Annotated in this window: 21 protein-coding genes; 6 read left to right on the forward strand and 15 right to left on the reverse strand. The window is 69.6% G+C overall.

Translation table 11 applies throughout. The features are described 5' to 3' along the window. Window positions 1–13: 13 nt before the first annotated feature. Entirely contained in the window at window positions 14–742 is a 729-nt protein-coding gene (locus ACIOVG_RS13335; RefSeq protein WP_400874158.1) for an alpha/beta fold hydrolase, read from the forward strand. Here ACIOVG_RS13335 and ACIOVG_RS13340 read toward each other — a convergent pair. After that, window positions 737–1,957, reverse strand: a complete 1,221-nt coding sequence (locus ACIOVG_RS13340; protein ID WP_400874161.1) for an MFS transporter — start codon at window positions 1,955–1,957, stop codon at window positions 737–739. The two genes, ACIOVG_RS13335 and ACIOVG_RS13340, sit on opposite strands and share 6 nt — an antisense overlap. Continuing rightward, window positions 1,954–3,342: a GH1 family beta-glucosidase gene (locus ACIOVG_RS13345; protein ID WP_400874162.1), complete on the reverse strand. Its 1,389-nt coding sequence runs from the start codon at window positions 3,340–3,342 to the stop codon at window positions 1,954–1,956. Before ACIOVG_RS13345 ends, ACIOVG_RS13340 begins: the two co-directional genes overlap by 4 nt. Before the next feature lie 256 nt (window positions 3,343–3,598). On the opposite strand from ACIOVG_RS13345, the gene rpsT reads away from it, so the two are divergent. After that, complete coding sequence (gene rpsT / locus ACIOVG_RS13350; protein WP_400874164.1) at window positions 3,599–3,859, forward strand: 30S ribosomal protein S20; 261 nt, start codon at window positions 3,599–3,601, stop codon at window positions 3,857–3,859. Window positions 3,860–3,962: 103 nt separating this feature from the next. On the opposite strand, the gene holA is transcribed toward rpsT, so the two are convergent. The 5 genes from holA to ACIOVG_RS13375 all read right to left on the reverse strand — a co-directional run bounded on the left by holA (window position 3,963) and on the right by ACIOVG_RS13375 (window position 10,128). After that, window positions 3,963–5,003, reverse strand: coding sequence for a DNA polymerase III subunit delta (gene holA / locus ACIOVG_RS13355; protein ID WP_400874166.1), 1,041 nt, complete (start codon window positions 5,001–5,003; stop codon window positions 3,963–3,965). A 9-nt stretch (window positions 5,004–5,012) separates the two neighbouring features. Continuing rightward, complete coding sequence (locus tag ACIOVG_RS13360; RefSeq protein WP_400874169.1) at window positions 5,013–7,334, reverse strand: ComEC/Rec2 family competence protein; 2,322 nt, start codon at window positions 7,332–7,334, stop codon at window positions 5,013–5,015. Window positions 7,335–7,514: 180 nt separating this feature from the next. Beyond that, window positions 7,515–8,786 carry a hypothetical protein gene (locus ACIOVG_RS13365; RefSeq protein WP_400874171.1) on the reverse strand — a complete coding sequence of 424 codons (1,272 nt, stop codon included), beginning with the start codon at window positions 8,784–8,786 and terminating at the stop codon, window positions 7,515–7,517. A 35-nt stretch (window positions 8,787–8,821) separates the two neighbouring features. Then, complete coding sequence (locus ACIOVG_RS13370) at window positions 8,822–9,457, reverse strand: DUF1684 domain-containing protein (protein WP_400874173.1); 636 nt, start codon at window positions 9,455–9,457, stop codon at window positions 8,822–8,824. Window positions 9,458–9,513: 56 nt separating this feature from the next. After that, window positions 9,514–10,128, reverse strand: coding sequence for a helix-hairpin-helix domain-containing protein (locus ACIOVG_RS13375; RefSeq protein WP_400874176.1), 615 nt, complete (start codon window positions 10,126–10,128; stop codon window positions 9,514–9,516). 201 nt (window positions 10,129–10,329) lie between these two features. Between ACIOVG_RS13375 and ACIOVG_RS13380 the strand changes: the two genes are divergently transcribed. Then, window positions 10,330–11,310: a hypothetical protein gene (locus ACIOVG_RS13380; protein WP_400874179.1), complete on the forward strand. Its 981-nt coding sequence runs from the start codon at window positions 10,330–10,332 to the stop codon at window positions 11,308–11,310. Between the two features lie 56 nt (window positions 11,311–11,366). Here the strand turns inward: ACIOVG_RS13380 and leuS are convergent, their stop codons facing one another. Next, a complete protein-coding gene (gene leuS / locus ACIOVG_RS13385) occupies window positions 11,367–13,943 on the reverse strand; it encodes a leucine--tRNA ligase (protein WP_400874182.1) in 2,577 nt (858 codons plus the stop codon). Between the two features lie 34 nt (window positions 13,944–13,977). After that, complete coding sequence (locus ACIOVG_RS13390; protein ID WP_400874185.1) at window positions 13,978–15,291, reverse strand: anthranilate synthase component I family protein; 1,314 nt, start codon at window positions 15,289–15,291, stop codon at window positions 13,978–13,980. 41 nt (window positions 15,292–15,332) lie between these two features. Between ACIOVG_RS13390 and ACIOVG_RS13395 the strand changes: the two genes are divergently transcribed. The 3 genes from ACIOVG_RS13395 to ACIOVG_RS13405 are packed head-to-tail and all read left to right on the forward strand — an operon-like array spanning window position 15,333 to window position 17,896. Next, window positions 15,333–16,004 carry a DedA family protein gene (locus ACIOVG_RS13395; protein ID WP_400874188.1) on the forward strand — a complete coding sequence of 224 codons (672 nt, stop codon included), beginning with the start codon at window positions 15,333–15,335 and terminating at the stop codon, window positions 16,002–16,004. Window positions 16,005–16,008: 4 nt separating this feature from the next. Beyond that, window positions 16,009–17,034, forward strand: a complete 1,026-nt coding sequence (locus ACIOVG_RS13400; RefSeq protein WP_400874190.1) for an App1 family protein — start codon at window positions 16,009–16,011, stop codon at window positions 17,032–17,034. Window position 17,035: 1 nt separating this feature from the next. Beyond that, complete coding sequence (locus ACIOVG_RS13405) at window positions 17,036–17,896, forward strand: 3-methyladenine DNA glycosylase (RefSeq protein ID WP_400874193.1); 861 nt, start codon at window positions 17,036–17,038, stop codon at window positions 17,894–17,896. A 4-nt stretch (window positions 17,897–17,900) separates the two neighbouring features. Here the strand turns inward: ACIOVG_RS13405 and ACIOVG_RS13410 are convergent, their stop codons facing one another. From ACIOVG_RS13410 to ACIOVG_RS13435, 6 genes are all read right to left on the reverse strand, one after another. Further along, entirely contained in the window at window positions 17,901–19,106 is a 1,206-nt protein-coding gene (locus ACIOVG_RS13410) for a glycoside hydrolase family 3 N-terminal domain-containing protein (RefSeq protein ID WP_400874196.1), read from the reverse strand. Window positions 19,107–19,138: 32 nt separating this feature from the next. Beyond that, a complete protein-coding gene (locus ACIOVG_RS13415) occupies window positions 19,139–19,795 on the reverse strand; it encodes an SDR family oxidoreductase (protein WP_400874199.1) in 657 nt (218 codons plus the stop codon). A gap of 29 nt (window positions 19,796–19,824) precedes the next feature. Continuing rightward, window positions 19,825–20,352, reverse strand: coding sequence for a hypothetical protein (locus ACIOVG_RS13420; protein WP_400874201.1), 528 nt, complete (start codon window positions 20,350–20,352; stop codon window positions 19,825–19,827). Continuing rightward, window positions 20,349–21,140, reverse strand: coding sequence for a hypothetical protein (locus ACIOVG_RS13425; RefSeq protein ID WP_400874204.1), 792 nt, complete (start codon window positions 21,138–21,140; stop codon window positions 20,349–20,351). Before ACIOVG_RS13425 ends, ACIOVG_RS13420 begins: the two co-directional genes overlap by 4 nt. 66 nt (window positions 21,141–21,206) lie before the next feature. Then, a complete protein-coding gene (locus ACIOVG_RS13430; RefSeq protein ID WP_400874207.1) occupies window positions 21,207–22,277 on the reverse strand; it encodes an NAD(P)-binding domain-containing protein in 1,071 nt (356 codons plus the stop codon). Window positions 22,278–22,338: 61 nt separating this feature from the next. Further along, the gene (locus ACIOVG_RS13435; RefSeq protein WP_400874210.1) at window positions 22,339–22,779 is read right to left on the reverse strand and encodes a GNAT family N-acetyltransferase; all 441 of its coding nucleotides are present in this window, start codon (window positions 22,777–22,779) and stop codon (window positions 22,339–22,341) included. Window positions 22,780–22,868: the final 89 nt, after the last annotated feature.

A 22,868-nucleotide genomic window follows, 5' to 3' on the forward strand; every position in this document is an offset into this window, starting at 1 on the left:
CTAGGCTGATCACGTGAACGTCCAGATCGTCCTCGTGCACGGCATCCGCACGTCCGCCACCATGTGGCGGTCCCAGGTCGCGTATCTGGAGGAGAACGGCTACGCCTGCACCGCGGTGGATCTGCCAGGGCACGGCACGCGGATGGACGAGGACTTCACCCTGCATGAGGCACTCCACACGATCGATGCCGCGGTGCGTGCTGCCGCCGAGCGCGGTCCCGTGCTCCTGGTGGGACACTCCATGGGCGGGCTGCTCTGTCTGGCCTACGTCGGTGGCGGTGCGGAACCGCCCGTCACCGCGCTGATCGCCGCGTCCTGCACCGCACTCCCCCGCGGAACCAGCCTGTCGGCCTACCGGATCGTCGCGAGAGCAGTGGACCGGCTCCCGGACCGCGGGCTCTGGCTCACCGAGCGCATCCTCGACGCGACGATCCCGCTCGAGACACGCGCCGACTTCGCTGCCGGCGGCTACGCGCTCGACACGCAGGATCGCGCGCTGCAGAGTCTCGCCGACCTCGACATCGCGTCCGCGCTCGAACGCATCCGCATCCCGCTCTGGTTCGTGAACGGACAGTACGACCAGCTTCGCGTCAACGAGAACCTCTTCCGGCGGCTCGCACCGCATGCCGAGCTGATCATCGTGCCGCGCACGACGCACCTGGTGACGGCCATGCGCCCTCGGGTGTTCAACGCCGTGCTGCAGCTCGCGATCGCGACGGTGGAGACGCAGTCGGGGTCATGACCGGACGGGCTGCCGCGCGAAAGCGGTGAGCACTCCCCCGACGATCGAGAGCACCGCCGCGGCGACGAAGACCAGCCAGAACCCGCCGACGAGCGCGACGAGCCCCGCGCCCAGCACCGGACCGATGAGCTGGCCGAGCGCCGCCGTGACGTTCACGATGCCGAGATCCCGCGCGTGATCCTGCTCGTCCGGAAGGAGATCGGCAGCGAAGGCGAGTCCGACGGTCGAGAAGGCGCCGTAGCCGAGTCCCATCAGCGCGGCCGCGACCATCGTCATCTCGAACGTGGGCAGCAGGGCGATCGCCACGCCCGAGGCGGCCTGCACCACTGTGGCCGCGACGGTCAGGCGCCGCCGGTTGCCGGTGCGATCGGAGATGATCCCGGTGAGCACCGAGGCCAGCACCACGAACACCGTGTAGACCACGATCAGCAGCAGGAGGTTGTCCTGCGCCGCCGCGTTCGGTTGCCCGAGTCCGTGCAGGAGGAAGAACAGGAACAGCGCGGTCCCCAGCGCGTTGCCGATGTTGGTGACCAGGCGGCCGGAGAGCATCCACGCGAAGTCGCGGTCGCGCAAGGATGCCAGTCGGCGCCGGCCCACGCGGGGTGGCCGCATCTGCGCGGTCGCAGGCGGATCCGGCAGCAGCAGCGCCGCCGCCGTTCCCACCACCGCGATGATTCCCGCGAGCAGCAGATAGCCCGCCTGGATGCCGAGTCCCAGGAGCACCACGAGTCCGACGCCGAGCACGATGCCGACCGCCTGGCTGGATCCGACGGCCGCGGATGCCGCCCCTCGCTGCGTCGAAGGGAGCTGATCGGCGATGAGAGCGGTGAACGCCGCGGAAGACACGGCGACGCCGTTCGAGACCCCGACCCATGCTCCCCCCACCGCCCACGGGCCTTCGGCATATCCGATGAGGACGAGGCACACGGCCGTGACCCAGACGCCGGCAAGCGCCCACGGCCGGCGGCGCGGTCGTCCCACGCCCGCCCGATCAGACAGCGCACCGGCCGCCGGCCCGGCCACGATGCCCGCCAGCCCGCCGATGCCGAGCACCAGTCCCGAGGACACCACTCCCCTGATCCAATCGTCCTCCGGAGTGTCCAGCTGCAGCGGCAGCAGCAGCTGCACGGGAGTGAGCTGCACGGTCCAGATCGCCAGCCACGCGAGCGTGAACACCGTCATCCAGCGGCCGCCGACCTTCGTCGTCGTCGTCATCGCCTCTCCTCCGTCGGCGTGGTGCGGGGCTGTGCGTTCTTGCGGCGTGTGCTCGCGATGAGGTCGCGGTACCAGTCGTACGAGGCTTTGGGAGTGCGCTCCCCGGTCGTGAAGTCCACGTGCACCAGACCGAAGCGCTGCGTGTAGCCGTCGGCCCACTCCCAGTTGTCCAGGAGCGACCACACCGTGTACTCCTCCACGGGCACGCCACTCGCGATCGCCTCGGCCACCGCTGCGATGTGACGGGAGAGGTAGTCGATCCGCTCCCGGTCGTCCACCCGTCCGGCACGGTCGGACTCCGGGAACGAGGCCCCGTTCTCCCCGATGATCACGGCCGGCATCCGTGGGTGGCGCGCGTGCAGGTCGATCAGCAGATCGCGGAGCGCCTCGGGCACGATCGGCCATTCCGGACCGAACCCCGTGACCGCCGCCCCCGGCGTGGGAACGATGTCGAACGGGATCGGGCTCGCCGGGTCAGCGGCCGTGACCGTCGTCGGGTTGTAGAAGTTGATGCCGTAGAAGTCGATCGACGATCCGATCGATTCGAGATCGCCGTCGTGCACGGGCATGTCGGGGAGGCCGAACACCGCGAGGTCCGGATACGACCCGGCGAGCAGGGGCTCACGGAAGACGCTGTTGTGGATCGTGTCATACGTCAGGGCGGCTGCCCGGTCCTCCGGGGTGTCATTCAGCGGCTGCACCCAGGTGTGATTGTTCAGGAGTCCGACCTGGGCGGCCCCGCGCGCACGCAGGACGGACGCGGCGCGGGCATGCGCGAGAAGCTGATGGTGCACGGTCGGCAGGGCATCGAACAGCAGCTGCCGCCCCGGAGCGAGCGCCCCCGTGGCGTATCCCTGCAGCGTGGTCATGGCCGGCTCGTTGAGCGTGTACCAGTGCGTCACGCGATCGCCCAGTCGCTCAGCCACGATCGATGCGTACTCGGCGAACCGCTCGGCGCTGTCACGGTTCAGCCACCCTCCGTCGTCCTCGACCACGCTCGGCATCTCCCAGTGGTACAGGGTCGGGAACGGTGTGACGCCTGCTGCCAGGAGCGCGTCGACGAAGCGGGAGTAGTGGTCGAGCGCGGCGGCGTTGCCGGGCCCTCGTCCGTCGGGCTGCACGCGCGCCCACGGGATCGAGAACCGATAGCGGTCGAGTCTCAGGCCGGAGGCGAGCGCCACATCGGCATCAGGGCGTCGATAGCTGTCGCACGCGGGGTCTGCGGTCGAGCCGTCCTTCACCGCTCCGGGCGTGGCGATGAAGTCATCCCAGATCGACCGTCCACCGCCATCCGCTCGGGGTGAGCCCTCGATCTGCACGGCGGAGGTCGCGGCGGACCAGCGGAAGCCGGCAGGCAGGACGAGGCGGACGGGATCGGGGCTCATTGCGCTCCTTGACGTCGATGTCGGGATAGTGATGATTCTGCACCCGGTGCCACTCCTCCCGCGACTGAGTTTCGAGATTGCTCGGCCCGTCGCCTCGACCCGACGCCGCGCCCGGACCTCGTTTCGCGTGATCCCACCCAGTGCTGGTAGAGTTGGTTCTTGGCTTGCGTGTGGGTTCTTCCCTCACGACCGTCGTGCAGCAGCCCTCTTCTGATGCCGACACTCCGAATCACTCCTGTACAGAAAGTGTCCACACGTGGCAAACATCAAGTCGCAGATCAAGCGCAACAAGACCAACGCCAAGGCGAACGAGCGCAACAAGGCCGTGAAGAGCGAGCTCAAGACGCTCATCCGCACGACCCGCACCGCCGTCACCGCCGGCGACAAGGCCGCTGCCGAGAAGTCCTTCAAGAAGGCGTCCGTCAAGCTCGACAAGGCCGTCAGCAAGGGTGTCCTGCACAAGAACCAGGCGTCGAACCGCAAGTCGGCTCTCGCCAAGCAGGTCGCCGCTCTCTGAGCCGGAACCTGTGAGAAAGGCCCGTCCCGTTTTCGGGGCGGGCCTTCTTCGTGTCCTGCCTTCTTCGCGGCCTGGCGGATGACCGGCAGGCGATGGCGTACGACTACTCCTCGCCGAACGGCTGCCGCGTCGCGATGACGGTGACCATGCGCTCGAGCGCGAAGATCGGATCGCGCGCAGCGCCCTTCACCTCACCATCGGCCCGAGCGGTCGCCTGGATCGCCATCCCCAGGGATCGCTCGTTCCAGCCCGCGAGGTCACGGCGCGCACGATCGACCTGCCAGTCCTTCATGCCCAGACGCTGGGCGAGCTGCCTGCTCGGCTCACGGTTTCCTGCGACCCGGGCCATGGTGCGCAGCTTCATCGCGAAGGCGGCGACCATGGGCACCGGATCGGCGCCGGACGCCAGCGCGTGCCGCAGCGCGATCAGCGCCTCGCCGTAGCGGCCGGAGATCGCGGTGTCGGCGACGACGAACGCCGACACCTCCACGCGACCGCCGTAGTACTTGGTGACGATGTCTTCCGTGATGTCGCCCTCGACATCGCCGATGAGCTGCTGGCACGCAGCGGCCAGTTCGGTGAGGTCGTCGGCGAACGCCGACACGAGGGCTCGTAGTGCCGGCGGCGCGATGCGCTTCTTCGCCGTGCGGAACTCCCCCGCCGCGAAGTCGACCCTGTCGCCGTCGCGCTTGATGGCCGGGCACGCGATCTCGATCCCGCCGCCCGTGCCGGCACGGAGTGCGTCGAGCAGCTTCTTTCCTCGAACGCTCGCGCCGGTGTGGCGCAGAACCACGGTCGCCCCCTCCTGCGGGTGCTCGAGGTACGAGACGGCCTCCTGGATGAAGGCATCGGAGCAGCGCTCGACTCCCGAGACGCGCACCAGCCGCGGTTCGCCGAACAGCGACGGCGAGGTCAGCGCGAGCAGCGTGCCGGGCGCGTAGTCGTCGGCGCGGACATCGGTCACCTCGAGCGCAGGGTCTTCGGCGCGCAGGTAGTCGCGCACTCCGGCGATCGCGCGTTCCGCACAGATCTCCTCGGGCCCGGAGACCAGCACCAGAGGCGCCGGCCGGGGCTCGCGCCAGGAGACCTGGGGGATCTTCGTGGGCTTAGCCCCGCCACGGGATGAGGTACGCGGAGCAGCCATGCCCCCAGCCTACCCGGGGCCGCCGACGCGCGACTCGGTCCACACCTGCAGCTCGCCGGACGTCGTCCCGATCAGGATGCGCCCCTGCTGGTCGGTGCGCAGGAGGTGAGCGCCGGTCGCCTCCAGCAGGGCGAGGGTCTCCTCGCGCGGATGCCCGTAGTCATTGTCGACGCCCGCGCTGAAGATCGCGAGCGTCGCATGCACGGCCTCGTAGAGACCGGGCTCCTGATCCGCGCTCCCGTGGTGCGCGACCTTGACCACCGCGTACCCACCGGCGAGCTGCGCCGTGCGCATCAGCATCCGCTGGGGCGCCGCAGACAGGTCTCCCAGGAACAGCGACCGGGGCACCTCACCGCCGCTGAACTCCACCACGACGCTGGCATCGTTCCCCGCGGGGAACGCAACGGAGTCTCGGTGCGGCCAGAGCACCCGCCACGACGCGGCACCGAGCACACCGTGAAGACCGGCCGACGCATCGTGAAGGACGGCTCCCCCGGCTGCGAGCCGGTCCAGCGACCGCTGGTCCGCCTGCTCCGATGTCGGTCCGTGAAGCACCTCGCCGACGTGTCCTTCGACCGCCTCGAGCCCACCCGCGTGATCCAGATCGAAGTGCGTGAGCACGAGGAGATCGACCCGCTCGACACCCAATGACCGCAGACACGAACGGAGCACGTCGGGGTCCGGCCCGGTGTCGATCAGCGCGATGTCGCCGGCGGACCGCACGACGAGTGCGTCGCCCTGACCCACGTCGCACGCGGCGATCGCCCACCCCTCTGGGGTGCGAAGGGTGGCCAGAGGCCCATCGAGAGCGGCCTGACCCGCACCCGCGCCGGGGACGACGATCAGCACGATCGCGGAGCATCTGCGGCTCCATCGCCACCACGACTGCGCGTGCCCGGACAGTGCGGACGGTCTCCGCAGCAGCACGACGCCGATGGCGGCGCTCACGGCCGCGACGAAGATCGCACTGGGGATACCGGCGGGGAGCAGGACCTGCGCCAGCGGCACCTGCGCAGCCGTCGTCGCCGTGGTCGCGATCCATGCCGTGGGCAGCCATGCGGCGGCTGCGAGCAGATCGGCGAGCGGCGGCACGGGCGCGGCCAGACAGGCGAGCATGCCGACGACGGTCGCCACGGGCGCGGCGGGAGCGGCCAGCAGGTTCGCCACCACACCGATCAGCGACTGCTGCTCCGCGAACAGCGCGATGATCGGACCGCAGACGAGCTGCGCGGAAAGCGGCACCGCGATCGCCAGGGCGAGCGGAGCGGGAAGAATGCGCGCAAGCCCCCGTGCGAGCGGCGGCGCGAAAAGGATGAGGGCCGCGGATGCCGCGGCGGACAACGCGAATCCCGGCGTCGCCGCCAGCCACGGATCGACGAGGAGGATGCCGGTGACGCCGAGCGCGAGCAGGCCCGCTCCGGCTCGGGGCCGACCGATCAGCACGGTGAGCATCGCGATGCCCGCCATCACGGCGGCGCGGATGACGCTCGGCTCCGGGGTGACCAGGATCACGAAGCCGCTCAGCGCCGCAGCCGCGAGCAGCACGCGCAGACCCCGTCGGCATCCGCACAGCGCCGACAGCCAGAAGACGGCGCCCACGACGATCGCGCAGTTCGCACCGCTGACGGCCGTGAGGTGGCTGAGCCCGGTCGTGCGCATGTCGTCGTTCAGCTCGGTGGACACCGCGCGGGTGTCGCCCACGGCGAGCCCTGGGAGCAGCCCGGCACCTGGTTCCGGCAGCTGTGCAGCCCGCTCGATGAACGACTGCCGCAGACCAGCCGCGACCCCGAAGACGCCGCCCGCCGGCCGGACGATCTCCGCCTCGCTCGTGTACACGACGAGGACCGAGCGCTCACCTGCATCCGTCTTCTCCGCCTCGCCGACCACGCGCACGACGGCGCCGAGATCGAATCCGTTGCCTGGTTCCACCCCGATCCGCACCGGAACCGACATCGGCCGCGGCTGGCCCCGCACGCCGATCGTCTCGGTCTGGGCCTCGAACCACAGCCGACCGTCCTGACCGATCGATGCCGACGAGGTCACACCGGCGAACATCTCCACCACCCGCCCGCCGGACTCGACGGCCTGCTCGCGTGCCGGGAGCGCCGCACCGACCGAGATCGACACGGCCGTCATCGCCGAGAGCAACACGATCGCGAGGCCCGCACGGGTCGGTCCTTCCATCCGCCGCGCAGCGAGGAGGACGATCACGGCCCCGAGCCCGCACACGCCCGCGATCCACCACGTCATCGGCGGCCAGAACACACCGAGCAGCGCGGCCCCCCACACTCCCCCCGCGACCGGCAGCAGACGCAGATCCGACCGAGTCATGCCCTCGCCGGTCTCACTCGCATCCGGCCACGCTACGACGCGAGGAGCGACCGACCGGGCGGAGCCTGCCGCGATACGGGGCAACCCCGCTCACGCCGTTTCTGTGCAGACGGAGTCAGCTCTTCCGTCGCCGCCTGTGCGGCGCCGACCGCGAGCGGAGATCCCGCCCGGCCGTCCTGCTCACGGTGCTGCGCTGGCGCAGACGCCGGTACCGTCGGCGCGATTCGCGCACACGCGCGCTCCATCCTCCGCCAGAGCGGACAGCCCGGAGAGGCGGCTTTCGAGCTCGGCGTCGGTGGCATCGCCCACGAGCACGAGCGTCGTGCTCCGGGGTGAGCTGATCAGAGACCCGACATCACCGTCGGCGAACACCTTCCTCGCCGCCTCGACCGCGCCGCCGAGTCGCGCCGGAACCGCCGTCACGCTGAGCACCGGCGCGTCAGGACTGCCCACGGTCACCGACAGCGTCTCGAAAGCGCGGGCCTCCGGGCGTGACGATACGGCCGCGGCGAGAGCAGGAGCCCGCTGAACGGAATCCACGAAGAACACGGCGCGTCGGTCATCCGTCCACACGCTGCGCACCTCCGTGACGTGCGCAGGCTCCAACGCCTGAAGCAGGACGCGAACCGACTCGCCCGATGCATCCGCGCCGAGCGCGACGAGCGGGCTCGCGAACACGACCGCCAACTCGCCGGTGAGCGTCGCGGCGAGCGACTGCGCGGTGGCGAGATCCGTCTCAGCAGCGAGCATCACCTCCACGCGTCCCGGCTCTGCGCTCAACCCGGTGGCGGGTACCGCCGTCGACACGACGGTCCACGCGCGTTCGACGTCGTCGATCCAGGCACCGGCGATACCGTCGATCTTCACCGCCTCGTCCGCGCGGATCGTCAGATGAAGGCTCGACCCGCCGGGCACGTCCTCGAGCAGCACCGGGACGGAGCGGGCGAGGTCGAACGCCACGGCCGCCGCGTCGGCACCGCTCTCGGTGAGGTGCAGACTCACCCCGGTGACCTGATCCGGACCGGTGCCGCCGGTGACCGTGACGGATTCGATCCGATCGTCGTCCCGCAGCTCGAGCGCACCCGCCATCGTGTCGGCGCTGATCGAGGCGTCTGCGAAGACCGGGACGGTCACATCGTCGGCCACGAGCGTGATCCGCACATCATCGCCGGCATGTCCACGGGCGAATCCGCTCAGTCGATCCGCCAGGGCGCGCAGCTCGTCGGCGGAGGCACCGTCCCGCGCCCGCACCTCGGCGCTCAGCCCGTCCGTGAACGGCATGTTGTCGGCGGTCGAGAGCTCGAACCCGCCGACGGCGTCGTCTCCTGCGAACGCCGCGCGAAAATCCGCGTGCAGAGCGGATCCGCTGCAGGCGGTGAGCAGCATCGCCGCGAGCACCACGACAGCACCGATCGCACCGAATCGTCGCGTCGGCCGGATCGTGTCCCCCATGGTCTCAGCGTATCGAGACCGGCGTGCTCGGACGATCAGCCCGTCGTACCTCCGTACATCTCCCCCACCGGGACCGCTGCCGACAGCATGTTTCCCGGCTGCGCGAGCGGGCACGCCCACGCCGGGTCGTAGGCGCAGGAGGGGTTGTACGCGAAATTGAAGTCGAGCACGATCGTGCCCGCCGCGGCATCCGATCCGAGGTCGGCACCCTTGATCGTGTCGATCAGATAGCGTCCACCGCCGTACGTCCCGCCGGGCCGACCGGCGAGTGCATCGCGCACCGGGATGAACAGTCCGCCGCCGTACGACTTCAGCCGCCAGACGTCGAGCGCACCGACGTCGGGGACCTCGACCTTGCCGACCCGTTCGAACGGAACGATGCCGTCGGTCCCGGTCTCGAAATCGAAGCCACCGGGCTCGGCGGGCAGGATGGGCAGCTCGAAGCGCCACTGCGGATCGTACGAGGCAATAGGCAGTCCCTCGAAGAGCGTCCGATCTCCCGCCGACAGGGCTGTCGCGGGATGGTGGAGCATGAGCTCGTCCCTCTCGATCCGCCACAGTTCGTGCGCCTCTTCCGGGGAGTCCGACTGCCGCACGGCGGCGTACAGGGCGAAGACACGGCGGCGCCAGTCGACGACCTCGGCGGCGGTACGGGCATTCGTGAGCGTCATGCTCTCCAGGCTACGGGCCTGAGTGCCGAATGGACCTCGACGTTCCCGCCCTCTGCTCAGACCCGAGCTACGTCGCGGATCGCCTCCAGCAGCTTCTCCCCGATGCCCGGCACGGCCAGGAGGTCGTCGACCGACTGGAATCTGCCGTTGTCCTCCCGCCACGCGATGATCCGCTCCGCGAGCGCCGGGCCGATGCGCGGCAGCGTCTCGAGCGCGGCCTGGTCGGCGGAGTTGAGGTCGATCCGGTCGTCGGCGGTTCCTGTGGCGGGCGCACCGGGTTCGGCGACAGCTCCCACCGCGGGCACGACGATCTGCTCTCCGTCGGTCAGCACGCGTGCCAGGTTGACCGCCGCCAGGTCGGCGTCATCCGTGGTCCCGCCGGCCGCCGCCACTGCGTCCACCAGACGCGCGTCGAGATCGAGCACATACAACCCCGGGTGCTCGACAGCGCCGAGAACGTGCACGTAGAGGTCACCGCTCGGCGAGGGAGAAGCCGCCGCTCCGGTGAGCGGAACCGTCTCGCTCGGCGCGGCCTGCCCGCGCATGATGCCCACACCGACCGCAGCGGACAGCACGACGAGACCCAGTACCACCGCCGCGCCCACACTGACGCGCAGGCGGTGCGGCCGCACGCGGGATACCTCGACAGGAGGCGGATCGGAAGGGGGCATCACGCCACGCTACGAGAGCTCGGAGCGCGCGCCCCGCCTTCACGCCCGCGCCGGTGCATAACCGCCGACGTCCGACGGGAGTGCAGGCGAAGTCTCCGCGCGCCGCAGCACACGGCGACCGTCGATCGTTATGGCCCTGTTGCCCGGTGTCTCGCATCCCCGGCTACCGTCGAAGGAGGAGGGAGCACGATGCGAAGGATCATGGCGATCTCGCTGGTCGGCATCGCGATGCTGATCAGCGGCTGCGGGCTCCTCCCCGGAATCGGTCCCGACCCCCGCATCGAGGCATCGCCCGTCGCGGATGTCGCGTGCCCCGAGACCTATGAAGACGGCTACGCCGAAGCCGGGCTGGTCCCGCCCGGCTTCTCCCCGGTCGCCGTGCTGCACTGCAATCCCTACGCCTCGCAGGAGGACGCGGAGGGAACCTGGTCGGGCGTGCTGTTGGAACGGCGGGAAGGCGATCTCGGCCCCTTGCTCGCGGCCCTCGCTCATCCGAGCGATCCGCACTCGATCGGCCCCTGCCCGGCGATCGCCTACCTGGTGCCCGAGATCTGGATCGAGGGCGACGACGGAACCGTGATCCGCGCCGCGATCCCGACGGACGGCTGCGGCGCCCCCAAGCCCGTCGGGCTGGACGAGGCTCTCGCGCTCTTGCCTGTGACGGAGGAGACCTTCGTGCCGATCTCCCTCGTCGAATCGAACTCCGCGACCGCTGCCGGCTGCGCGGCACAGGCGCAGTTCCTGATCATCGCCGGTCTCGATGACATCGACCAGCAGGAGAGCAGCGGACCTGCGCCGGAGGATGCCGCGCTCTCGGACGACGCGCTCATCCCGATGGCGATGGCCGCGTGGCCGGACACCGAGTCCGTCACCGGTGCGCGCCTCTGCGACTACGCCGCGATGTCGTCGGCGAAGGGCTCCTCAGACGCCGGCACCACGAGGTTCGTCGGCGCACGGGAACTCGACGCCGATGCCGCGCGGGAGCTGACCGCCCTCGCACGCATAGCATCCGCTGCCCCCTCGTGCACGGCGACGGCGACCGCTGTGGTCGTGGCCCACATCGAGTACACGGGCGGAGTGGTCGTTGCCACGGTCGAGCTCGACGGATGCGCACGCCTGATCGACCCCGGCATGCGAGCACGCACCGCACCACAGGATGTCCTGTCGCTCCTGACCCCGTGAATCGAACGCCGGCCCCGCCATCGATCTGGCGGGGCCGGCGCGCGAGCAGGGTCGACTCAGCCCTTGACGGCGATACTGACGATCTTCGGCGCGCGCACGATGACCTTGACGATCTCGCGGTCGCCGATCGACCGGATCACGCGCTCATCCGCCATCGCCAGAGCCTCGAGTTCGGCCTCGCCGATGCGCGCGGGCACCTCGAGCTGCGCCCGCACCTTGCCGCCCACCTGCACGACGGCAGTGATCGTGTCTTCGACGAGCAGAGCCGGGTCTGCAGAACGCCAGGTCACGAGACCGACGGACGGCTCATGACCGAGAAGCTCCCACATCTCCTCCGCGGTGTGAGGGGCGATCAGGTCGAGCATCACCGCGACGGTCTCGGCCGCCTCGCGCACGGCGGGGTCCGCCGCGCCCGCTCCCCCGTCGATGGTCTTGCGGGTGATGTTGACGAGCTCCATGAGGCGCGCGACGAGCACGTTGAACTTCGTCTGCTCCACGAGTGCCGGAGCTTCAGCCAGCAGCTTGTGCGAGGCACGACGCAGCGCGGCGTTGCCGCCGTCGAACACCACGTCGACCGGGCTGGAGACCTCCCCGGCGATGCGCAGGGCGCGTGCCAGGAACTTCTGTGCACCGGTCGTCGAGACGTCGGCCCAGTCCTTGTCGTCCTCGACCGGACCCGCGAAGGCCAGGCCCACGCGCAGCGCGTCGGCGCCGTGTGCGTCGAGTTCGTCCTGGAACAGCACCAGGTTGCCCTTGCTCTTCGACATCTTGGTGCCGTTGAGGATGACCATGCCCTGGTTGATCAGGTTCGAGAACGGCTCCGTGAAGTCGATCAGGCCCATGTCGAACAGCACCTTGGTGATGAAGCGTGCGTAGAGCAGGTGCAGGATCGCGTGCTCGACACCACCGATGTACGAGTCGACGGGGGCCCACCGGTCCGCCTGAGCGGGGTCGAACGCGACGCTGTCGCTGTTCGGCGACAGGAAGCGCAGGAAGTACCACGAGCTGTCGACGAAGGTGTCCATGGTGTCGGGGTCGCGCAGCACCGGGTCGCCGGTCTCGGGGTCGGTCGTGCGCACCCAACTCTCCGCGCCGCCGAGCGGCGAGGTGCCCTTGGGCGACAGGTCGAGTCCGTCGACGCTGGGCAGCTTCACCGGCAGCTGATCCTCGGGAACCGGGATGATGCGGCCGTCATCGGCGTGCAGCATCGGGATCGGTGTCCCCCAGAAGCGCTGTCGCGAGATCAGCCAGTCGCGCAGGCGGTAGTTCTTCGCCGCACGTCCGGTTCCCCGGGATTCCAGCTGCTCGATGGCCCGGGCGATCGCGTTGCGCTTGGAGAGGCCGTTGAGCGCGCCCGAGTTGATCATCCGGCCCTCGCCGGTCAGGGCGACGCCGGTGGATGCCGGGTTCTGCTCGTCGAGCATGGCTCCGGTGTCGATCGGCACGCCCTCGTCGTCGACCTCGATCACGGGCATCGCGCCGGTGATCGGCGCGGTCGTGTCGACCACGACCTTGACCGGCAGGTCGAACGCACGGGCGAAGTCCAGGTCGCGCTGGTCGTGTGCGGGAACAGCCATGACCGCGCCGTGGCCGTAGTCGGCCAGCACGTAGTCGGCGGCCCACACCGGCAGCTTCTCGCCGTTCACGGGGTTGATCGCGTAGCGCTCCAGGAAGACCCCGGTCTTGGGGCGGTCGGTGGCCTGGCGGTCGATGTCGGTGGTCTTCTGCACCTGCGCGAGATAGTCCTGGAAGCGCTGGCGCACGTCGGCCGGCGCATCCGCTGCGAGCTCCGACGCGAGGTCGGAGTCCGGTGCCACGACGAAGAACGTCGCCCCGTGGAGCGTGTCGGGGCGCGTGGAGAACACGGTCACCGGCTCGGCGCGTCCTTCGATCTCGAAGTCGACATCCGCGCCGATCGAGCGGCCGATCCAGTTGCGCTGCATCTGCAGCACCTTGTGCGGCCAGAAGCCCTCGAGCTGGTTGAGGTCATCGAGCAGACGGTCCGCGTAGTCCGTGATGCGGAAGTACCACTGCGTGAGCTTCTTCTTCACGACCTCCGCGCCGCACCGCTCGCAGCGGCCGTCGACGACCTGCTCGTTCGCCAGCACCGTCTGGTCGTTGGGGCACCAGTTCACCGGGCTCTTCTTGCGGTACGCCAGACCGCGCTCGTAGAGCTTCAGGAACAGCCACTGGTTCCAGCGGTAGTACTCGGGGTCGGACGTGTGGAGCACACGGGTCCAGTCGAAGGAGACGCCGTAGGACTGGAACCCCTCCTTCTGCTGCGCGATGTTCGAGTACGTCCATTCACGCGGGTCCGCACCGCGACGGATCGCCGCGTTCTCCGCGGGCAGGCCGAAGGAGTCCCATCCGATCGGGTTGAGCACGTTGTGCCCACGGTGACGCCAGAAGCGCGCCACGATGTCGGAATAGAGGTAGTTCTCCGCATGCCCCATGTGCAGATCGCCGGAAGGGTAGGGGAACATCGCGAGCACGTAACGCCGCGGGCGGGTGTCGTCGTCGCCACCCGTGAGGAAGGTCTCGTTCTCTGCCCAGTACTTCTGCCATTTGGCCTGGATGGCATGCGCCGACGACGACTCGTCCTCGGCAGGAGCTGTGGACAGGTTCTCAGACAACGAACACACGACCAATCTGATGGAAAAAACGGGATCAGTTCAGGATATCGGAACCCCAGAGCACCGGCAGGACGGCGCCGAGCGCGGCAAGCGGCGCTCGCGCCTTGGTCGCCACCTCGGCGACCTCTGCCGAAGGATCGGAGCCCCAGGTGATTCCTCCGCCCGCGCCGACGACCGCGTCGTCGGCCTCGATCACGATGCTGCGGATCACCATGGCCAGATCGAGGGTGCCGTCGATCCCCACGTACCCGAAGCATCCGGCGTAGATGCCGCGCGGCCCGCCCTCGAGGTCATGCAGTCGCGTCATCGCCGAGAGCTTGGGCGCTCCCGTCATGCTCCCAGCGGGGAAAGCCGCCTCCAGCAGCGAACCGACCGTCGTCCCGGCCGCGACGGTGCCGGTCACCGTGCTGACCAGCTGATGCACCGCCGGGTAGCTCTCGACCACCCACAGTCCTTCGACGCGGATGGACCCCGGCTCGCAGATGCGCGAGAGGTCATTGCGCATGAGGTCGACGATCATGACGTTCTCCGCGCGCTCCTTGGTGTTCACCGCGAGCTCTGCCGCGAGCGCGGCGTCCTCCACGGGATCGACGGAACGAGGGCGGGTCCCCTTGATCGGCCGGGTCCGGACTGTGCCGCCCTCCGCATACAGGAACTGCTCGGGGCTCGCGCTGAGCAGGGTTCGTCGCCCGATGCGCACGAACCCGCCGTGGTGTGCGGGGGTCGCCGAGCGGAGGCGCAGGTACACCTCCAGCGGGTCGTGGTCGCCGGGCACCCGGAAGCGGGTCGTGAGACACAGCTGATAGGCGATGCCCGCGCGGATGAGCTCGCGGCATCGCTGGATGAGTCCGACGTACTCGTCGGGGTCGTGCCGCGCCTCGGCGATGAGCGGTGCGCCGCCGCGCGGCGTCGCGACGTCGGTGACGGAGGCCGACGTCGCCGCGACCACCGCCGTCCAGGCAGCGAGCGCATCGTCGTGCGCCAGTACCCACGTCTGCCCCGCAGCATGGTCGAAGGCCACCACGTGCGTGGCCAGGACCCACGATCCCCCCTGATCCGTGCTCGCGAAGGCCGGCGCCCCCGCGGCCCGGGCTCCGGTCTCGTAGTCGAGCCATCCGACCCAGCCCCCCGTGAACGGAGGCGTCGTGGTGTCGGGCGGCGCGACGTCCAGTCGCACGTCGGAAGGCAGCGCGGCCGCGATGCCCCGGCCGATGAAGCTCCACCCGGTACGGGCATCCGCTCCCGCATCGAGCCAGAACACGTCGGCGTGCGCGGCTTCCAGAGACCGGAACACCGCGACAGGGTCGACCCAGGCGGGGAGCAGACGGGCGCTCAGGCGTTCAGGCACGCTTACAGACTAGGACCGCTGCGCTCCCGTATCCTCATGGGGTGGATGACCTGCTGCTGTGGATGTTCGACGTCGTGCAGTCCATCGATCCGGTCACCCGCACCCTGATCGCCGGTGTCGCGGTGCTCCTCGAGACGAGCGTGCTCATCGGTCTCATCGTCCCGGGTGACACGATCGTCATCATCGCCTCGATGGGCGTCGCGACTCCTGTCGAGGGTGTGTTCATGGTGCTCGCCGTGGTGGTCGGCGCCTTGATCGGTGAGAGCATCGGCTTCGTGCTCGGACGTTGGCTCGGTCCGCGCATCCGCGTGTCCTGGCTCGGACGCCGCATCGGCGAGCACAACTGGGTCAGAGCCGAGCGCTATCTGGAGCGCCGGGGCGGGGTCGCGATCTTCCTCTCCCGCTTCCTCCCCGTGCTGCACTCCCTCGTTCCTCTCACGGTCGGGATGAGCGGCTACTCCTACCGGCGGTTCCTCGCCTGGACGGCACCCGCCTGTCTGCTGTGGGCGACGGCCTATGTCTCGGTGACGTCTCTCGCCGCGGGCGGATTTCGTGAGCTGGTGGATCGCGTGCACTTCGCCGGGTACATCTTCGTCGGCGTCATCGCCCTGTTCCTGCTGCTGATCTTCCTCGGGAAGAAGCTCCTGACCCGCCTCGAGTCGCGTCATCTGGACGCACCCGACGCGGAACACGAGAGCGACGTGAAAGACTGAAGCAATGGCTTCCGCACCCCCGGCGCCCCGAATCCACTGGTTCGCCCGTCTTGAACACCGCCTCCACGTCTGGCGTGAGGGTCGAGCGCGCCGTCGAGGCCGCACCGCGACGATCGTCCCGTTCCCGGGATACGGCGGCCCTGGCTGGGTCCGTGTGGTGGGACGCGTCCTGATCGTCCCCTCACAGCGTCGCACCAAGGACGGCGAACTGGCGAGTGTGCGGGGGTGGCGCAGCTTCGTCGGCATCCCGGTGAGCTTCGCGGCCGTCGACGTGCACATCGGCGACACCACTCATCACGTGGTCGCCGACCGCGGCGGCGTGGTCGACACCCGGATCTCCGCGGACCTGGAGCCCGGATGGCAGACCTTCACGATCTCGGTCGAAGGGCAGGAACCCGTCGAGGCGCGGGCGTTCATCGTCGCCGAGTCCACGAACTTCGGCGTGGTGTCGGATGTCGATGACACCGTGATGGTCACGGCCCTTCCCCGTCCGTTCATCGCGTTCTGGAACTCCTTCGTGCTCGACGAGCACGCGCGCATTCCGGTGCCCGGCATGGCCGTGCTGCTGGATCAGCTGCTCCGCCAGCACCCGGGTGCCCCCATGGTCTACCTCTCCACGGGAGCCTGGAACGTCGCCCCCACGCTCTGGCGCTTCCTCGGACGGCATCTGTTCCCCGCCGGCTCCATGCTCCTCACCGACTGGGGTCCCACGCACGACCGCTGGTTCCGCAGCGGCCGCGAGCACAAGCTCACGAACCTGCGCCGCCTCGCCGCCGAGTTCCCCAACGTGAAGTGGCTGCTGATCGGCGACGACGGACAGCACGACGAGTCGATCTACACGCAGTTCATGGACGAGCATCCCGAATCCGTCGCCGGGGTCGCCATACGTCGCCTGCTCCCCGCCGAAGCCGTGCTTGCCGGTGGCCGTGCCGGACGAGAGCCCCACTCCGAAGACACCGCACCGTGGGTGAGTGCGGAAGACGGCGCCGGGCTGCGCGATCTGCTCGGCGAGGCCGGTATCCTGCACTGACATGGCACTCTCACGCGCCGAATGGCTCGTCCGGGAGATCGCCCATCAGGAGCGAGCGGATGCACTGACGGCAGACCATCGGGCGCGATCGCAGTGCGGTGAGAAGCACCCTGTCTGGGACTTCCTGTTCACGTACTACAGCTACAAGCCCGCTCAGCTGCGGCGCTGGCATCCCGGTGCCGGAGTCGAGTTGGAAGATGCCCCGGAGCGCGCGGGGTGGCGCTGGTACTCCCCCGGTGCCACTGTCGGCGGCGTCGTGCCAGACGCGGCCTCCTTCGCCACCGAGAAGGCCGACCTCGCAGGGCTCGTGGAGCGCATGCTCCGACGCACGGCCTCCCGACCGGGACAGTTCGGCTGCTTCGGGCTGCACGAGTGGGCGATGGTCTATCAGGCCGACGAACTGCGCCACCCGGTTCCCCTGCGGCTCGGGAAGGCCGGAACGGATGCCGTGGTCGAGAACCATGACCTGCGCTGCACCCACTTCGACGCGTTCCGGTTCTTCACCCCGGAAGCCGTGCCGCGCAACCGCACCGCGCTGAACCGCGAGGACCAGCCGCTGTTCGAGCAGCCCGGATGCCTGCATGCCGGGATGGACCTGTACAAGTGGGCGACGAAGCTCGGACCTCTCGTGCCCGGTGAGCTGCTGCTGGACGCGTTCGAACTCGCGCGCGACATCCGCCTGCTCGATATGGAGGCCGCGCCCTACGATCTCTCGCCGTGGGGAATCACCCCGGTGCCGATCGAGACCGCTGAGGGCAAAGCCGAATACGTGCGCCGGCAGCGGGTGTTCGCCGACCGTGGCGCTGTCCTGCGGGCCGCACTGCTGGAGTCCTGGCTGGGCACCCCCGCCAGCGCAGCGTGACGACTCAGTCCGCGGGTGCGCAGTCGGGACACACCGTCCATGCGGACGTCGCCGACGACATCTGCAGCCTCAACACCATGACGCGGGTGGCCGCATCTTCCAGCCGCTCCGAGGGAAGGACTCCGGCATCGACCGCCGCAGCGATCGCCGCGGCCATCTGACCGGCTGTCTCTCGCGATGACCCGGCGATCATGAGCACGAGGTCGTTCCCCGCCGCGACGGCGGTGACCGCGTTGGCGATCGGGTCGGCATAAGCGGGCACGCCCGACGACGTCAGCATGCCGAGGTCGTCGGTCACGGCGACGCCCTCGAACCCCAGCTGGTCACGAGCGATCTCGTGCCAGGTCGCCGACATCGACGCGGGTGCTGCATCGACGGCGGTGTACGCGAGGTGGCCGAACATCAGCAGCGATGCCCCGGCATCGATCCCCGCAGCGAACGGCACGGCGTCGGAGGCCCGCCACTCCTCGAGGCTCATCCCGGTGGACGGGATCGCGTGGTGCGAGTCTCCGGGGGCGGCACCATGGCCCGGGAAGTGTTTGAGGGTGGACCCGAGGAACCGCTCCTGCGCGGTCGTCGCGACGGTGACGCGTTCCGCGGCACCCGCTGGATCCGTCCCCAGCGCGCGCCCGTAGATGAACGAGCCCGGGTCGGACGTGACATCGGCCACCGTGCCGAAGTTCACCGTGATCCCCGCGCGGGCGACCAACGACCCCCGTGCGGCGAACGCCGCGGCGGTGTCGCCGACGGGCAGGTCCTTGAGCGTCGTCGATGCCGGGTAGTCGTCCCCCGCGAGCCGAGAGACGATGCCACCCTCCTGGTCGACCGCGACCAGCGGTGGCAGCGCGGGGTCGACCGCGAGCGCGGCCGTGAGCGTCTGCAGCTCGGCTTCGGAGGCGGGGATGTTGGCGCCCATCAGGATGAATCCCCCGAGACCGCTTTCCATGTAGGCGTGCAGATCTGCGGGGTCCGTGCCGGCGACATGCCCCATCACGATGCTCGCCGCCTGCTCGGCGGTCGACATCTGCGCCACGAGTTCTGCCGCCCGCGCCGATGGCCCCGCCACCGGCGCGGCAGCTGCGGCGGTCGCGAGGTGAGACGCTGCACCCTCGCGCGCCGCCGCAGCGGGAGCAGGGACGGCGGTGGCAGACACGGCGGCCACGGCGACGAGCATCAGGCCCGCCGCCACCACACCACGCCGTCTGCGCACGTTCCGTGCCCGCCCGGTCGCCGGTGCCCCGCTCAGCAGCCGATCGCGTCGGCGATGGGCTCGGAGGCTTCTGCATCTCCGTTGCCGAAGCGGATGGTGCGACCGATCGTGCAGGGCTCGACCAGCGCGGCGGCGATCACCGCGGCCACATCCGCGCGCGCGACGGCCCCGCGCCCATCCGGGTCGATCTGAATCCGACCCGTCGGCTCGTCGAAGGTCAGCGTGCCCGGGGCGAGGATCGTGCCGTCGAGCGACCGGCTGCGCAGATGCTCATCCGCCGCCCACTTGGCATCGGCGTAGGCGAAGAAGGAATCCTCCGGCGGCACGCCGTGGTCGGCCGTGGAGCCGAGCCAGGACACCATCACGTAGCGACGCACACCGGCTCTCCCGGCCGCGTCCATGGAGCGGATGGCCGCGTCGCGGTCGACGGCGTAGGTGCGCTCCGGCGAGCCCCCTCCGGCTCCAGCGGACCAGACCACGGCATCGTGACCGCGGATCACGTCGGTGATCGCATCGACATCCATCTGCTCGACGTCGGCCACGAGCGCCTTCGCGCCGCCCGCCTCCACCTCCGAGGTGTGCGCCGGATTGCGGATGACCGCCGTCACCTCGTCTCCGCGCGCCACCAGGAGCGGCGCGAGAAGCAGGGCGATACGGCCGTGGCCACCGAACACGATGATGCGGGACATGGTTCCTCCTCTGTCTGCCCTGCTGGATCTCAGCGGGGCGTCTGCGAGCTGTCGATGACGAAGGCCTGCGGGTGGCCGGGCAGATAGCGCACGACCAGCGGTTCCCCCGTCGGGATGTACGCGTCGCGGTCGGGGTACACCGCGGGCGTGAAGAAGTTGCTCTCCACGGTGTACTCCACGCCGTCCGCCGTCGTGAAGGTGACCCAGTCGCCGTCGGTGGTGGCCGTCGTCGGGCGGCCGTTGTCGTAGATGTAGGCGCGAGTGACGGGGACCCCGGTCAGGCTCAGGATCCCGATCACGAGCGACCCGAGCATCACGAGGGCGAGGACCCGGAAGACGATTCTCTGCACGCGCCCCACGATCTGCCCGCGCGGCCGATCCTGCGCCCGCAGCAGACCCTCCCGCTCACGGATCTCCCGTAGTCGGCCACCGGACGTCGCTCCACGGGCCGACATCACGAACAGGCCCAGAATCGAGAACCCGGCGATGAACACCATGGCGTAGCCGTGCGCGGCCGGGAAGTTGAGCAGCCAGAACACCGAGTCCATCGGATTCATCGCGCTGCCTCCTTCTCGATCGTGATCGCGATCGTCTGCGGATCCTCGCGCCGGTAGAACGCCCAGATGGGGGCGCCGACCTGAAGCCGCGATATCGCCTCGGGGTACACGAAGACCGTCGTCTCAGCCTCCCAGGTCGCCGCGCCTTCCGGAGCCATCAGCACCCGAAGGGCGAGCTCGCTCTGCCCCTCGCGGCGCTGGCCGGTCGGACGCACCTCCAGGACGGATGCCGGCACCTGCGTGCCCGTGGTGCGCGCTCTGACCTGCCGCGGATCGATGAGGCCGCGCTCGATCCGCCACGCGATCAGCGCATCGGACACCGCCGGGTCGTTCGGATCGGCGAGCTCGACGATGTCCTGGTCCGCGAGACTGTACTTCACGGCCAGCGGCTGGCCCACCTGAAGCGCACCGAGATCGCTCGGCTCGACGAGCATCCTCAGCTGCGCGATGAAGTCCTGCTCGGCGCGCGGAGTCACCCGGATGAACAGGTCGTACTGCGGAACGTCGTTGACCGTGAGACCGGTGCGGGCGACCTCGACAATGCGACCGATGCCGATCTGGACGTCGCCGCGCACCTTCTTCCGGCGCCCCAGACCTGACATGGTGCCGCCGAAAGTCAACAGCAAGCCCCATGCGACGCCGATCATGATCGGCGCGCCGAGAGTGTCTTCGCCCGAGAACGGCAGGATCGACTCGCGCTGGTTCACCCCGAACAGCCCCTCGCCGACCCAGATGAGCAGCCAGACCGAGAGCACCAGCCAGATGACCGTGAAGACGATGCGGAGCATTCCTTCAGCGTACAGACGGCACCCGACGTGCGCTCCTCCCACTCGAACACCGGCTATGGGTAGGTGTCAGGAGCGCGCCGCCTCTGCGGGCACCGCGGCCAGAGCGCGCTGCACGCCTTTCGCGGCAGATCGCCCCGCGCGATTCGCGCCGATCGTGCTGGCGGACGGCCCATAGCCGACCAGCTGTATGCGCGGATCCTGCACCGCGGTGGTGCCGCGCCCACGGCGATCGAGCTGGATGCCACCCGCAGAGCTGCGCAGGTGCAGCGGCGCCAGGTGGCTGATCGCCGGCCGGAACCCGGTCGCCCAGAGGATCACGTCGACCCGCTCGAACGAACCGTCCACCCAGCGCACGCCGTCCGGTTCGATACGCGCGAACATAGGTCGCCGGTCGGCATACGCGCCGAGCTTCTCGGCGGCGCGCTCCTGCGGCCGAAGCATGAGTCCGGTCACGCTCACCACGCTCTGCGGAGGAAGCCCCTGCGCCACGCGCTGCTCCACCAGGGCGACCGCCGCGGCTCCCGCCTCGGGCGTGAAGTCATCGGTGCGCCAGATCGGCTCGCGGCGGGTCACCCATATCGTGTCGGTGAGCGGGGCGAGAGCGCCGAGGAACTGGACGGCCGATGCGCCGCCACCCACCACCAGCACCCGCTTGCCGATGAAGTGCTCAGGCCCTGGGTAGTCGACGGTGTGCAGTTGCTCGCCCAGGAAGGTCTCCATGCCCGGGTAGTGCGGCAGGAACGGGTGCGTCCAGGTGCCGGTCGCGTTCACGAGAGTGCGCGCCCGCCACTCCCGCTCCCCTGCGCGCACGACGAGCGTCCCGTCGTCGTCGTCGACGCGATCGACGGCCACCGGCCGGATGACCGGCAGGGCGTGGGCGCGTTCGTAGGCGGCGAAGTATGCCGGCACGGCGACGTTCGCACGCTCGCCGTCACGCGGTGGCGGGGTGTCCCCCGGTAGTTCGGCCACGCCGTGCACATCGCGCATCGTCAAGGCGTCCCAGCGGTGCCTCCACGCACCTCCTGGCTCGGCATCCGCATCCAGCACCAGGTGCGAGATCCCCAGACGAGCCAGGTGGAACGACGAGGAGAGGCCCGCTTGGCCTGCGCCGATCACGATGCTGTCGAGGATGCTCACCTCTGAGTGAACGCGAGAGGAAGCGCGGTTGTTCCAGCCGTACACGGTCGGCGAGCGGAGGTCAGAGCTCGATCTCGTAGTGGGTGAATCCGGTGTGCGATGCGACCCGGTCGTACAGACGGCGCGCGGTCACGTTGCCGTCCTGCGTGAGCCAGTAGACCTTCTCGCACCCCTGCTGCTCCGCCCAGGCGCGCACGTGCGCGATCAATGCCCGACCGGTCCCCGCGCCCCGCGTGCTCGGGTCGACGAACAGATCCTCCAGATAGCAGTACCCGGAGATGCTCCACGTCGAAGGATGCGTCAGCCAGTGGACCAGCCCGATCGCGTTCCCCTCGTCGTCGCGCGCGATCGCACCGTGCACGCCGTCGTCGGCGGTGATCCGGCGGAAGGTCTCGCGCGTCACGTCTGCCGGCACGTCGGACTCGTAGAACCGCAGATAGCCGCCCCACAGCTCGGACCAGTCGTCGAGGTCCTCAAGGCGGAGGGGCAGGATGCTCGTCATGCGCTCAGCCTAGAGCGCGGCACGCCCGGGAGGTCGGCGTCGATTGGTGTTCGCGCCGATTCGTGTAGTACTCTTTTCGAGTTGCCCCG

It is taken from the genome of Microbacterium sp. NPDC087591, from assembly GCF_044743625.1.
In the GTDB taxonomy this organism is placed as follows: domain Bacteria; phylum Actinomycetota; class Actinomycetes; order Actinomycetales; family Microbacteriaceae; genus Microbacterium.

Excerpts from the sequence above, each read along its gene's own strand:
- ACIOVG_RS13340 (WP_400874161.1), bottom strand. The coding sequence starts at position 1,957 with ATGACGACGACGACGAAGGTCGGCGGCCGCTGGATGACGGTGTTCACG.
- ACIOVG_RS13345 (WP_400874162.1), bottom strand. The coding sequence starts at position 3,342 with ATGAGCCCCGATCCCGTCCGCCTCGTCCTGCCTGCCGGCTTCCGCTGG.
- holA (WP_400874166.1), bottom strand. The coding sequence starts at position 5,003 with ATGGCTGCTCCGCGTACCTCATCCCGTGGCGGGGCTAAGCCCACGAAG.
- ACIOVG_RS13360 (WP_400874169.1), bottom strand. The coding sequence starts at position 7,334 with ATGACTCGGTCGGATCTGCGTCTGCTGCCGGTCGCGGGGGGAGTGTGG.
- ACIOVG_RS13365 (WP_400874171.1), bottom strand. The coding sequence starts at position 8,786 with ATGGGGGACACGATCCGGCCGACGCGACGATTCGGTGCGATCGGTGCT.
- ACIOVG_RS13370 (WP_400874173.1), bottom strand. The coding sequence starts at position 9,457 with ATGACGCTCACGAATGCCCGTACCGCCGCCGAGGTCGTCGACTGGCGC.
- ACIOVG_RS13375 (WP_400874176.1), bottom strand. The coding sequence starts at position 10,128 with ATGCCCCCTTCCGATCCGCCTCCTGTCGAGGTATCCCGCGTGCGGCCG.
- ACIOVG_RS13380 (WP_400874179.1), top strand. The coding sequence starts at position 10,330 with ATGGCGATCTCGCTGGTCGGCATCGCGATGCTGATCAGCGGCTGCGGG.
- ACIOVG_RS13400 (WP_400874190.1), top strand. The coding sequence starts at position 16,009 with ATGGCTTCCGCACCCCCGGCGCCCCGAATCCACTGGTTCGCCCGTCTT.
- ACIOVG_RS13405 (WP_400874193.1), top strand. The coding sequence starts at position 17,036 with ATGGCACTCTCACGCGCCGAATGGCTCGTCCGGGAGATCGCCCATCAG.
- ACIOVG_RS13415 (WP_400874199.1), bottom strand. The coding sequence starts at position 19,795 with ATGTCCCGCATCATCGTGTTCGGTGGCCACGGCCGTATCGCCCTGCTT.
- ACIOVG_RS13420 (WP_400874201.1), bottom strand. The coding sequence starts at position 20,352 with ATGAATCCGATGGACTCGGTGTTCTGGCTGCTCAACTTCCCGGCCGCG.
- ACIOVG_RS13425 (WP_400874204.1), bottom strand. The coding sequence starts at position 21,140 with ATGCTCCGCATCGTCTTCACGGTCATCTGGCTGGTGCTCTCGGTCTGG.
- ACIOVG_RS13435 (WP_400874210.1), bottom strand. The coding sequence starts at position 22,779 with ATGACGAGCATCCTGCCCCTCCGCCTTGAGGACCTCGACGACTGGTCC.